Below are 12,369 nucleotides of genomic sequence, written 5' to 3'. Positions count from 1 at the left end.
GACGGCATCATCGCGTTCGGCAGCGCCTGCCGCGCCGATCCGTCCGCCGCCGCGGTGAAAGCGCTGGTGGAGTCCCTGCAACTGCTCACGCTGACCCGGCAGCTCGCGGCCCCCGACAGCGATGTGTGGCGGGCGGTCGCGGCGGGCGACATCGAAGAGCATGTCTTCCTGCCGTTTCGCGCCGACCGCCGCTACGGGGCGTCGGTGAGCGCGGACTACCGGGAGCTGGTGGACCTTCCGGCGATCGCGCAGCTCTACCTCGACCCGGCCCTTCAGCGAGGCGCCTGGGATCGGCTGTGCCCGCAGACCAGCATCGCGCTTGACGCAATCTGTCCGGTAAAGGCTGCGAGCCCCCACGCCGCCTACCTCGAACACCTGAGCATGGCCGGACTGCATGCCGTGGCCGTCGATCTCACCACGCCGGACGTCGCGCGTACCGGGCTGCGCGTGGTTCGTGTCGTCGTTCCCGGACTGGTCGGCAACGGGCCGCCGGCCTATCCGCTGCGCGGTGGGCGCCGGCTCTACGACGTGCCCGTCGCCATGGGCTGGAGCACGGCGCCGCTGACCCAGGACGACCTGGTGAACCAACCCCTACCGCTGGCCTGACGGTTCCGCGCGTGATTGCGGGACTGCAAGAAACGACGAGACCGCAAGAAACGACGAGACGGCGAGAAGTGGCGAAACGGCGAGAAATGACGAAACGACGAGACAGCGAGAGATGGCGACGGAAATGAGCACCGCTACGGGGGCCGTTCCTGACGCGACAACGGACGGTGTCCCTTATCCCCGGCTCGTCGACGGAAGAACCGGAATCGTGCGTCGCCTGGTGCCACGCGCCGTGCCGTCGTGGTTTCCCCCGTCGTTCGCACTGACCCACGCATGGTTGTGTGACACGACCCGGTTCGGGCCGTGGCCGGCGGACGCCACCGGCGCGGGGTACGGTTTCGCCGACCCACGGCGCACCGTCGCGGCGGCGCTGGGCGAGGCCGCTGAGCGGTACTGCGGCAACCTCGTTCCACCTGGGCTGATCAGCGCCAGCCACGCCGAACTGGCCGACGCGGGGGTCGACGCCGTCGATCCGGGCAGTCTCGCGCTCTATGCGCGGGCGCAGTACGAGACCCCGGGATTCCCCCTGGTCCCGATGACCACGGACCTCGTCCAGCAGTGGGCTCACGGTCGCGACCTGCGTACCGGTGCCCCGGTTCTCGTTCCCGCCTCGCTGGTCTGGGTCTCGTGGAACGCGCCGTCGGCCGGCAACCAGGTGCCCCGGACCAACCCGGTCATGCAGGCCGGTCTCGCCGCGGGCGCCGACCGGCTGTCGGCCGAGACCGGGGCGTTGCTGGAAGTGATCGAACGCGACGCCATGACGCTGTCCTGGTACGGCGGGCGTGGGCTACGCCAGGCCGTCCCACCCCGATGGCTACGTGACTTCTGCCAGGGCCCGCGGGGTGTCCTCGACGTGCGTTTCCTCGTCTTCGACGACGAGTTCTCCGAGCCGGTCATCGGCGCGCTCGTCGCGGACAGGCACACCGGCTACCTCACGCTCGGCATGGGAGTGCACCACGATCCCCTCGACGCGGCGATGAAGGCATACGGCGAAGCGTTGCAGCTGCAGTTGTTCGTCGCGGACTACGACGACCCGACCGGTTCCTACGCCCGGATGGCGACCAGCCCGACCAGCCCGCTCAAAGCGTGGCGGGCCGACCGTGCCTACCGGAAGTCCTATCGCCGGGACCTCTCCGACGTCGTCGACTACGGCTGCCATCTTCAACTGCACCTCGACCCGGCCGTGCGCGCGGAGTTCCACCGCGAGCTCGCGGACGCCGTCACCGGGGAGACCAGCCTGGCGGATCTCGCCCCGCCGGCCACGCCGACCCCGGACCGGCGGCTGTCGGTCCTCGTCGACCGGCTCGCCTCTCGCGGGCATCGGGCCGTGGCGGTGGACGTCACCACCGCGGACGTCCACCGCGCCGGGCTGCACGTCACCCGGGTGATCGTTCCCGGCCTGTACTGCAACGCCCCGATCGGGATGCCCCTCCTCGGCGGCCAGCGGCTACCCGCCGCCCGGTCCCTGCCCCGGACGGCATCCCTGCCGGCAACGCCCCTGCCGCACTGAGCGCCGATCGGACTCCGCCCAACTCCTCGAACTCCACCCGCGTGGACCAGCCGCTCTGCTCGACCGGCCCTGGCCTGCGAGGACTCCGACTCGCTGCCGCACGTCGGAGGTCCTCTCCTTGTGATCAAAATCGTTCTTGTTGGGAGAGGCTCTGTACGCCAACAGCGCGGTCGCCTCGTCGCCCGCACACCCAGCCCCCCGCGCGGCGGTCTCCGAACAGACCCGGTTCAGGCTCGTCCTCTCGGTCCTGATCGTCGCGACACCCCTGATCCTCGCGGTCGCGATCAGTGTGGGCGCGGTCCGGCTTCCGCTGCGTGAGGTCTGGTCGAGCGTCGTCGCCCACGTCGTCGGGCCCGCCTTCGGTGTGGACAGCCGGCCCGGAGCCGACGACGAGATCATCTGGCAGGTTCGCACCCCGCGGGTCCTGCTCGCCTTCGTCGTCGGTGCGGGACTCGCGGTCGCCGGCGCCACGCTGCAGGTGGTCGTGCGCAACCCGCTGGCCGACCCCTACGTCCTCGGCGTCTCGTCGGGGGCGTCCCTCGGTGCCGCCGCGGTGCTCACGCTCGCCGGCGCCGGCGGATCCGGTGCCGCCGGCTGGCTGTCCACATTGGGCGTGTCCGGCGCCGCCTTCGCCGGCGCCGTCCTCACCCTGGGCGCGGTGCTCGTGCTGGGCCGGCGGGCGGGGCGTGTCGAACCGACCCGACTTCTGCTGGCCGGCGTCGCTCTCGGGTACCTGCTGCAGGCCGCGACCAGCTTCCTACAGCTGCGCGTGTCCAGTAATCAGCTCGCGCACCTCCTGTTCTGGCTGCTCGGGATGGTGTCCGGCGCCGACTGGCACAAGCTGGGCCCGCCCGCCGCCATCGTCACGGTGTGCACCTGCTGGCTCATCCTGCGCGGACGGACCCTCAACGCGCTGCTCCTCGGCGACGACATGGCCGCCTCCGCCGGGGTCGCGGTCAGCGCGCTGCGCACCGAGCTGCTCGTCATCGCCGCGCTGCTCACCGGAACCGTCATCGCGGTCGCCGGCGGGGTGCAGTTCGTCGGCCTGATCGCCCCGCACTGTGTCCGCCTGCTGGTGGGCGCCGACCACCGCCGACTGCTGCCGCTGACCGCCCTGCTCGGCGGCAACTTCCTCGTGCTGGCAGACCTCGCCGCGCGGACGGTGACCCAACCGCTCGAACTGCCGCTGACCATCGTCACCGCTGTCGCCGGCGTTCCGTTCTTCCTTGTCCTGCTGCGGCGCGGCAACCCCGGAGGCACCTCGTGACCGGACTGCGCATCGAACGCGTCGAGGTCCGTATCGACCGGGCCGCGATCGTGCGGGACCTGACCGTCGACTGCGCTCCCGGGACCTTCGTCGGGCTACTCGGACCGAACGGCAGCGGCAAGTCCACCGCGCTCAAGACCGTCTACCACGCCCTGCGACCGCATTCCGGAACGGTGCTGCTCGACGGCCGCGACCTGCACCGAGACCTGGGACCGCGGGCCGCCGCCCGACAGGTGGGCGCACTCGCGCAGGAACACGGTGGCGACGTCGCTCTGTCGGTGCGCGACGTGGTCAGCACCGGCCGCCTCCCGCACCAGAACGCCTGGAGCCCCACCTCCCCGGGCGACAAAAAGATCATCGACGAGGCGTTGCGCACCGTACGGATGGCCGAGAAGGCACAGCGACCGTTCACCTCGCTGTCCGGCGGGGAGAAGCAACGGGTCCTGCTGGCCCGGGCACTGGCCCAGCAGCCCCGCCTGCTCGTGCTCGACGAACCCACCAATCACCTCGACATCGGGTCGCGGCTCGACCTGCTCGACCTGATTCACTCGCTGGGGATCACCGTCCTCGCCGCACTGCACGACCTCGACCTCGCCGCCGCGTACTGCGACGTGGTCCACGTCATGGCCGATGGCCGGGTCGTCGCCGCGGGCACCCCCACCGAAGTCCTCACTCCCGACCTGCTGCGCACGGTCTTCGGGGTGCACGCCCACCGCGGAACCCATCCGCTCACCGGACGGCCGCACTTCGCGTTCACCTCGCTGACCGGTGGCCAACCGCCACCGCCCGCCACCCGGCAGCCGCTCGTCCAGCAGCCGCTGCCACCACCACGGGAGCCGTCCACCCCGCCAGCACCGGCACCTGACAGCGCGACCTTCTCCCTGGAAGGAACCATATGATCACCCGCCGCGCCCCGAGAACGGCGCTCGCGTTCGGTCTGGCCCTCCTGGCCACCGCCATGGCATCCACCGCCTGTGGCGACTCCTCCGCGCCGTCCTCGACGCCGGCTGGACAGCAGCCCGGTGCCGTCGGCAGCCAGGCCGGCTATCCGGTCAGCGTGAACAACTGCGGACGCACCCTGCGGTTCGACCGGGCGCCCACCAGGGTCATCTCCGGGTGGCCCACCAACACCGATCTTCTCGCGGCGCTCGGACTCGGGGAGAAGATCGTGGGCCAGTACAACACCAGCAACGGCAGCCCCGAGCCCGCCTACGCCGCGGCTGTCACCGCCATCCCCGTCCTCAGCGAGAGCGCGCCGACACGGGAACAACTCCTCGCCGCGCGTCCCGACCTGATCTGGGCGGACGGCTCGTACCTCTTCGACGGCCAGCAGCTGCCCACCCTCGACGACCTCACCGCCCGAGGAACCCCGGTCCTGATCCTCAGCGGCTTCTGCACCGACGACGCGACCAGGGCGAAGGTCACCGACGTCACCACCGACCTGAACACCCTGGGCCGCATCTTCGGCGTGGAGGAGAAGGCGGCCCAGCTGAGCTCCGACATCGACACCCGCCTCGCCGCGGTGACGGCGAAAGTCGACGGCCAGCCACCCGTACCCGTCGCGATGATCAGCACCTACAACGGCTCGATCTACACCTACGACGGCGTCTACACCGACATCGCCCGGCGCGCCGGTGCCCGCAACATCTACGCCGGTGCACTCCCCGCGGGCCAGTACTACGGCGAGCTGTCGAAGGAAACCATCATCAAGGACGACCCGGCCACACTCGTGTACCTGCTCAGCGGCGGCGAGAGCCAGACCGACGCCCGGACCTTCCTCGCCAGGACACTGCCTACGGTCACCGCCGTCCGCACCAGCACCATCGTCTTTCTCCCGCAGTGGAACTCGACGAACCTCGCCGGCGTCCAAGGCGTCGAAGCCCTGGCCGCGGCCCTGCACCCATGACCACACCCCCCAGCCCGGAGCAGCCGGCGACCGCCCTCGACGCCGACCAGGTTCTCGCCGACCAGGCCCTCGACCGATCCGGGTATCGGCGCTTCCTGACCGCACGGGCGGTCTCCTGGGCCGGATCGGCCGTCAGCCTCGTCGCGCTGCCGCTGCTGATCTACCAACGCAGCGGCAGCGCCGCCCTCACCGGGCTGCTGACCGCCTTCGAAGCCGTCCCCTACCTGCTGCTCGGGCTACCCGCCGGAGCATGGGCCGACCGCCTCGATCCCCGCCGCGTGCTTGTCGCATCGAACCTGGCCAGCTGCCTTCTCCTAGCCAGCATCCCGCTGACAGACGCGATCGACGTACTCACCACCACGCAGCTGCTGATCGTCGCGGCGGGCAACGCCGCAGCTCTGACCTTCTCCGACGCGGCCGGCTTCCGAGCGCTGGCCGCGCTGGTCCCCCCTGGCGCGATGGGGCAGGCCACCGGACGGATGAGCTCCGTCAGCACGGTGATCGCCCTCGCCGGGCCCGCGGCGGGCGGCCTGCTCGCCGCCACCGTCGGCGCCGGCCCCGCCCTCTCCGTCGACGCCGCCAGTTTCGCCGCCTCCGCACTGCTGATGGCCCGGCTTCCCCCGCCCTCACCGACAGTGCGGCCAGTCCGGCGGTCGCTGCGCGCCGACATCGGCGAAGGCCTGCGGTGGGTGTGGGAGCACCGGCTCGTCCGCACCCTGACACTTATCGGCCTCGGTAACAGCCTGACCGCGGGCTTCATCACCGGCCTGATCGTCGTCGTCGCGGTCCGCCGGCTCGGGCTCCCCGACGACGACGGGCGGATCGGACTGCTCTACGCCGCCGCTGGCGCCGGCAGCCTGACAGGCAGCCTGCTGATCGCGCCGCTGCAGCGGCGCTTTCCGGTCGGCTGGCTGACCCTCGGTGGCCTGGCCGCCGGCCTGGTCTTCCTCGGCTGCTGGGCGGTGAGTACCACTCTGATCCCGGGCGCGCTGGCACTGCTCGCCTGGCAGGCGGCCAACACCACCGTCAGCCTCAACGGCATCGTCGTACGCCAGACCATCGCACCCATCGAGCTCCAGGCAAGGGTCAACACCACCGCCAGGATCATCGCCTGGGGCGGCCAGCCCATCGGCGCAGCGGCCGGCGGGCTCACCGCCCAACACACCGGACTCGGCCACGCCCTCACCCTCGCCGGAAGCGGACTCGCGATCTCTCTCGCGGCGGGCTCATTCACCCGGCTGCGGGCCCCGCACCGCCTGGCCGCCCTTGCCGTCGCGGCAACGGCCAGTCGCACACTGGTGTCCACAGGACAGGCGGGAACCTCGCATTCAGCGAAACCAGGGCTCGCGAAACCCTGAACGCCGAGCCCTGTCAGACGGCGCGAACGATCTCGCCGAGCGCAGCTGACGGACGCCGGTGGGGGCCATCGTCGACGCGCATTTTAACGGGCGGTGGGTAGCTGGACCGTATCCGTCCAGCTACCCACCGCCCCTGTCATGGTTCCGAGACTCCGTTGCCTTCACCGCTGGGAATGTCGGTATCGGCTCCATTATCGAGGCGGGCGTGGGTGTCGGTTCGGAGTTGCGTGACGATGTTGCGAGCGGTAGGCGCGCCGACGTGGAGGTGTTTGCGGAGTGTTTCAGCAGAGATCGGGCGGTGGTGGGTCTCCCAATGGAGTGCGTCCTCGGCGCGTGCACGGTGCAGCAGGTCCTGTTCGGAGGCTCTCCTGCGGTGTCCGCGAGACGACGGCTGGTCCATTTTCTGCTGGTGTGGAATGCATGGCGACGCCAGATCGCGCTGGTCGGTGGTGGGTAGTTTCTTTCCGGTGTGGAAACCTGGGCCAAGGTTCGTCGGAAATGACGTCTGTGTGGTGCCGGTGCCGGTGCCGGTGCCTTGCATTGCTTGGATGAGTTTTGGTCCGACTTCTGCCCATCCGATAAGGAGGAGCGGGCCGACTGCGTCGAAGGCAGCTTTGCCGTACTGGCGTGTGATCAGTGGTTCGGCGATGTTCAGCGCCAAGGTGACGATGCTGGCGAAGATGAGCAGGCGTCGTGCGGATCGTTGTACGTCGGCGGGTCCGCCGTGCAGGGCGAGGTGGCGGGTGCCGAGGAGGAGTCCGACGACAGAGAGATCGACGGCGGGTGCGACGAGGGGGGCGACCCAGAGGGAGACGCCGAGTCGGAGTCCGAGCGCGAAGATGTTGCCGAAGCTGAACAGGAACGTCAGTCCGACGACCGTCACGATCACAGTTGTAACGATCTTCACGGGAGTGGCGGCGGATCCCCCGCTTCGGGGGGAAATCGGCGTCGATGCGGCGGCTTCTGCCGCGTCGGCGCTCATCAGAGATCACGCACGGCCGTGTTCGGCCGCCAGGCCGCGGGGGATCTCTCGGGTGGCGCTGCCTGGTTCGCACTGCCTGCTGCCGTAGTCGTTGCCACACATGGGTGCAGCGAAGTCTCGGCAGCGGCACCGCCGGCCCTCTCGGGGGCGGCGGATGTGTGGCAGTGCGTGTGGCAACGCGGGCCGCCAGAGGGGTACTCCAGCAGCCAGAAGTGCACGTCAGGGTACGTGTGCGGACATTCCTGGACGGTATGGACCGGCCTGAAAAGCGGAAGGTCGGCGGTTCGACCCCGCCCCTGCCCACCGCATCTGACCAGGCCTTTTGTCTCCATGTTGAGATCAATTAGAGCTACTTGAAGATTATTCTGTAGCAACGGGTGTAGCAACGACCGTGATGCTAGAGCGGCGGACGGTCAAGGTCGGATCGGGTCTGACCTGCGTGGTTCCCGCCGGGAGGCGTTCACCCCGCACGGTGGAGGATCGGGGCGCGCAGCTACGCCGCCTGGACGACTTCACCAGCGGCAGGGATCTTCATGAGCTGGTCGCGCGCGAACTCGCCGCCACGACGGCCGCGCTCGACAATGCCGCCAACGACGAGTGCCTCAAACGCCGACCGCAGACAGGCTGCGCGGCGCTTCTACCTCGACGGTGCTGCGGCAGCGCCCGCTGCCGGCGCAGTCCGGTCGCGGCGAAGATCTGCACGTTGGCCTCGGCCCCGGGCGCGGGCAGCCGGATCTCGTTGGACAACGCCGGGCGGCCGGCGGAGAAGGCGATGTCGATCTTGAAGGTGGAAGCCGGGGGCGGCGCACGGTGTCGAGAACCTGGATGGCGAGCCCTCAGGCTGGATTCTCCCGGACGGGCACACGTGGGGCTGGCATCCCGGGCAGCTCTGCCAGTTCTGGCCAGGACATCCGGGCGCCCGGGCAGGGAGGGGAACGCCATGGTTGTGGAAACGTCCACGTGTCCGCCGCCAGGGCCATCCAGTGGAACACGCGGAGGCCGCAAACCTTGCGGCTGGCGGCGTACAGTCAGCGCCATGAAGCGGATGGTCCAGATTCCCTACGAGCTGGAGCAGGAGGAGGGCGGCACCTGGGCGGCCCATGCGTCGTTCCCCAGCGGTGGCGCGCACGGGCTCGGTGACACTCCCGAGGACGCTGTAGCGGATCTCTACGAGGCCGTCAGGCTGGTCATCGAGGAGTTCGGTGTCCCACCGGTCCTGACGATCGTGCAGGACGTCGCCTGATGCCTCCTCTTCCCGTGCTGCCTGGCGGGGATGTGGTCAAGGTCCCTGAGAAGCTCGGCTTCGAGGTGGTTCGTATCAAGGGAAGCCATCACATGATGCGGAACACCGAGGGTCGTTTCACGGTCGTACCTGTTCATCCGGGTCGTGACATCCCGGTCGGGACACTGCGTCGGATCGTTCGTGACACGGGGCTGTCGATCGAGGAGTTCGTCGCCGCTCTTTGACTCACGGCCCGTTAGCCGGAGGTGTAGCGGCGGGTGTAGCAATGTCGACGACCAAACAGGTACTTCGGCGGCGCTCCACGGACGGAAATGCACGGCTACGGACACTGGCGACACGGTCGATTCGGCCTGAAAAGCGGAAGGTCGGCGGTTCGACCCCGCTCCTGTCCACCACCCCCGACCTGCGGTTTCACTCCAAGAGTGAGATCTTTTTAAGATCATCATGCAGCAACGGGTGTAGCGACGAAAACTCGAGGCGATGGCGCGGCGACCGTCCTTCGGCTGCGGAGGTAGTAGCGGCTGTACGTAGGCCCACTCCGCGTCGGACATATCGGAGGGATAGCGCGGAGATCGGCCCATGTCCCGACCGTGGCCACCCCGGCCGCCCACCCAGCACCCACAACCGCAGACCAGCACCCCGCCACGACGTCGGGAAAACCGTCAAACGGGACCGGACCATCACCGCCCACCAGCAGCGAAAAGGCTAAAGATCAAGCTGAGCCGGAAGAGGATCTTGCGCTGCTCGGCAGCTGAAAGGGCGCGGAAGGGCAGCCGGGGACTGCCGCGTCTGCCGCGCCGGCACCCGAACCAGCTCGTGGGGAGCCTCCGCCGACCGCTCCACCAACCCCCTACGCGCCGCGCATACGCCCAGCTCCCCGGCGCGGAAGCCGCGTCCACGCCGCCACCGGAAAGGTGTGAAACGGATAATTCAGGACAATTTATCAGCGTTCCACAACTTCCTCGCTTCAGATCGGCGCAAGGGACCACAAGTTCCGCGTAGAAGCGGTCTATAGTCGCCGATAGCTCCGCATCTGCGGGTCTTGTGCAGCGTCGCACACCCTGCGTTACACGCGCAGAAGTTGTCACCCCCGGTGCGGACGGGCGCATCTGCTCGCATCGCGCACCCCTGACGCGAAGGTTGACGTGAGATCACATCTGTCCGTGCGTACGCGCACAGCGGGAACAGCACTGGTCCTGGGCGCCGCGCTGGCGGTGGCCTTCCCGGCCACGGCACACGCCAACACCGTGGGCGTCACGGTGAAGTCACCCGGGGCCACCAGCGGTCCTGCAAACCCTAACTCCGAGATCTCAACCCACGCGGACTGTAGTAGCGGCCTGATCTCCGGCGGTGGGATCAACCAGGCCACCGGCACCGGCAACGGCAACCATGTGATGGGCACCTCACCCAGTCCCGACGGCACCACCGAATACACCGGTTCCACCGGGGTTGTCGGCACCGACGTGACGCACTGGCTCGGGATCGGCGGAAGCGGCGGCCAGGCCGACAGTTCCTTCTCCACCACCCCCTTCGCGGTGTGCTTCACCAGCAACCTGATCAACCACACCCAGGTGGTCATGAACAAGACCAACGCACCCACCAGCGGGTCGACGGTGGGCCTGGTCACCGCGACCTATCCGGCGAACACGGTCCTGCTCGGCGGCGGGGCGCGCGCCACCCCGGCCAGTGTCGGCAACTTCAAGCCGATCGCCAGCTTCCCCACCTTCAACAACTCCGCACATGACTACGGCCAGAAAGCCGCGGCCGACGGCGAGACCAACCCGAACGCCTGGACCGCCGTCGGGTGGGCCAACGGCACCAACAGCACCAACGAGACCTACGCCTACGCGGTCTGCAGCGGAAACAACATCAACATCAGCGGCGTCACCGTCAAAGTCCACTTCAGCGAGGCGAGCGGCCCGACCACGGGGAGCACAGGCCAGAAGACGACAGTCAACTGCCCCAGCGGGGACGGGAAATTGATCAGCGGGGGCGCCGCCATCAGCGGAGGCAGCGTGACCACGACCGACTTCACCGGACCGGGCTCAGGCGGCGACCACCTCAACGGAAGTTTCCCCAGCGACTCGAGCGGCAACCCGGTCAGTGACGGAACCACCACGGCGGCGTACTGGACAGCCTTCACCCATACCGGGGGCACAAGCTCGCCGAACACCTACTCCGACGTCTGGGCGCTGTGCGCCAACGACGGCGTCTGAAGACACCTGTAACCCCGGTCCGCGGGCGGGCGCGGCACCGAGCATGGCCCGCCCGACGTTTCGTCACGTGACGAAACGCGGTTTCTGCAACACCCATAGCGGACAGGTGGTCCCGGTGCCGCGCGCCGGGACCACGAAACTGTACGGGTATACGGACGACGTGGTGAAGAAGATCGTGGGCAGGAAGCGCGGGGGCCCGCGGTGCTGGGCGACCCCACGATTCTGCGTGGACTGTGGAACGGACCTTCGGCCGGTTGATTTCCTATCGCCGCCGCGCGACTACAGAAACCCTGTCCACCGCTCCAAAGCAATGATCCACATTGTGGTGATCAATATCATGGCCCGCCGCCTTGCCGGCACATCAACCCCGACCTGGCAAGAAGCAGTTCGGGACCCTGGAACCCTCGTTCCGGGGAGCATAGCCAAGAGGGTGTCCGGTCTTGGGATTTTTGTTTGGTTCACGAATACGCTGCCAGAGGAGGCTGATCATCATACGCAATCGTCGTGTCTTTGCATGGTCTGTTTCGGTGCTAGGCGTTGTGCTGAGTATGCTGCTGGCCGGTTCCGCGGCAGCGGTGTCCTCGTCGAGCGCCTCTCCGAAAAAATCCTGTGGGAGCTCAGGCGTCCTCGACAAGAAGACATGCACCTACAGCACGGTCGGGTCAGACACCTTCACCGTGCCCAACGGCGCAAAATGGGTCGAGATCACGGTGGTCGGCGCCCAGGGCGGGCATTACTTTATTGCCGGGGACGCCAGTCATGGCGGCTCGCCGGTGGGTGATATCACCGGCCGTCCGGGTGGGGGCGGCAGCCAGGCGTACGGCGTGATAGCGGATCTGTCCGCAGGTCAGGTTCTGCAGGTCGATGTTGCCGGCAAGGGTACTGACGGCACGGCGGCGAGCCGGTCTGGCGGGAAGAACAACGGACCATCCGGAGGACAGGGCGCCGTGGGGGGCTTCGGCGGCTCCAACGGTGGTGTGGCAGGCGGTAAGGGGGACGCCGCCGGGGCTGATGGCGGGACCGCGAGCCTCAACGGTGGCAACGGCGCCGGTGGCGGCGGTTCCTCGGATGTACGGATCGCGGCTGGTGGCTGCGCGACGTTGACGTGCGGTCTGGCGGACCGGGTGCTGGTCGGTGCGGGCGGCGGCGGAGGCGGCGGCACTGGCGGCCAGGGCTACGCGCTGGGCGGTGCCGGCGGCGCCGGTGGCAGTACTGCCGGCGCGGCTGGTGGTGCCGTCGTCGATGGTGGCCACCCGGGGACTCCTGGGGGCGGTGGAACCC

General features: G+C 68.8%; 10 protein-coding genes and 2 pseudogenes. 10 read left to right on the top strand and 2 right to left on the bottom strand.

Translation table 11 applies throughout. From position 1 onward, the window contains the following. The 6 genes from AC5LSR_RS19995 to AC5LSR_RS19970 form a co-directional block, all read left to right on the top strand. Positions 1 to 606 (top strand): YcaO-like family protein (locus AC5LSR_RS19995; RefSeq protein WP_250280982.1); only part of this gene is annotated, 606 nt, incomplete at its 5' end. A gap of 208 nt (positions 607 to 814) precedes the next feature. After that, the gene (locus AC5LSR_RS19990) at positions 815 to 2,116 is read left to right on the top strand and encodes a YcaO-like family protein (RefSeq protein WP_250289661.1); all 1,302 of its coding nucleotides are present in this window, start codon (positions 815 to 817) and stop codon (positions 2,114 to 2,116) included. 136 nt (positions 2,117 to 2,252) lie between these two features. Beyond that, entirely contained in the window at positions 2,253 to 3,383 is a 1,131-nt protein-coding gene (locus AC5LSR_RS19985; RefSeq protein WP_250280986.1) for a FecCD family ABC transporter permease, read from the top strand. Further along, entirely contained in the window at positions 3,380 to 4,282 is a 903-nt protein-coding gene (locus tag AC5LSR_RS19980; protein ID WP_250280987.1) for an ABC transporter ATP-binding protein, read from the top strand. The genes AC5LSR_RS19985 and AC5LSR_RS19980 overlap by 4 nt, the downstream gene beginning before the upstream one ends. Then, positions 4,279 to 5,289 carry an ABC transporter substrate-binding protein gene (locus tag AC5LSR_RS19975; RefSeq protein WP_250289657.1) on the top strand — a complete coding sequence of 337 codons (1,011 nt, stop codon included), beginning with the start codon at positions 4,279 to 4,281 and terminating at the stop codon, positions 5,287 to 5,289. Before AC5LSR_RS19980 ends, AC5LSR_RS19975 begins: the two co-directional genes overlap by 4 nt. Then, positions 5,286 to 6,647: an MFS transporter gene (locus tag AC5LSR_RS19970; RefSeq protein ID WP_250280989.1), complete on the top strand. Its 1,362-nt coding sequence runs from the start codon at positions 5,286 to 5,288 to the stop codon at positions 6,645 to 6,647. The genes AC5LSR_RS19975 and AC5LSR_RS19970 overlap by 4 nt, the downstream gene beginning before the upstream one ends. Before the next feature lie 136 nt (positions 6,648 to 6,783). Here AC5LSR_RS19970 and AC5LSR_RS19965 read toward each other — a convergent pair whose 3' ends face one another. After that, entirely contained in the window at positions 6,784 to 7,629 is an 846-nt protein-coding gene (locus tag AC5LSR_RS19965; RefSeq protein ID WP_250280990.1) for a hypothetical protein, read from the bottom strand. Positions 7,630 to 8,665: 1,036 nt separating this feature from the next. On the opposite strand from AC5LSR_RS19965, the gene AC5LSR_RS19960 reads away from it, so the two are divergent. Both AC5LSR_RS19960 and AC5LSR_RS19955 read left to right on the top strand, forming a co-directional pair. Continuing rightward, positions 8,666 to 8,872, top strand: a complete 207-nt coding sequence (locus tag AC5LSR_RS19960) for a type II toxin-antitoxin system HicB family antitoxin (protein ID WP_250289656.1) — start codon at positions 8,666 to 8,668, stop codon at positions 8,870 to 8,872. Then, a complete protein-coding gene (locus AC5LSR_RS19955) occupies positions 8,872 to 9,096 on the top strand; it encodes a type II toxin-antitoxin system HicA family toxin (protein ID WP_250280994.1) in 225 nt (74 codons plus the stop codon). The genes AC5LSR_RS19960 and AC5LSR_RS19955 overlap by 1 nt, the downstream gene beginning before the upstream one ends. Positions 9,097 to 9,354: 258 nt before the next feature. Here AC5LSR_RS19955 and AC5LSR_RS19950 read toward each other — a convergent pair. Then, a pseudogene (locus AC5LSR_RS19950) lies at positions 9,355 to 9,453 on the bottom strand (transposase); the annotation flags it as partial. Between the two features lie 582 nt (positions 9,454 to 10,035). On the opposite strand from AC5LSR_RS19950, the gene AC5LSR_RS19945 reads away from it, so the two are divergent. Continuing rightward, the gene (locus tag AC5LSR_RS19945; RefSeq protein WP_493468812.1) at positions 10,036 to 11,088 is read left to right on the top strand and encodes a hypothetical protein; all 1,053 of its coding nucleotides are present in this window, start codon (positions 10,036 to 10,038) and stop codon (positions 11,086 to 11,088) included. A gap of 440 nt (positions 11,089 to 11,528) precedes the next feature. Beyond that, positions 11,529 to 12,369 (top strand): annotated as a pseudogene (locus AC5LSR_RS19940) (beta-propeller fold lactonase family protein); the annotation flags it as partial.

Source organism: Protofrankia sp. CiP1_Cm_nod4 (assembly GCF_982290645.1).
The sequence above is the reverse complement of the archived record's forward strand: the minus strand, read 5'-3'. Positions and strand labels throughout refer to the sequence as shown.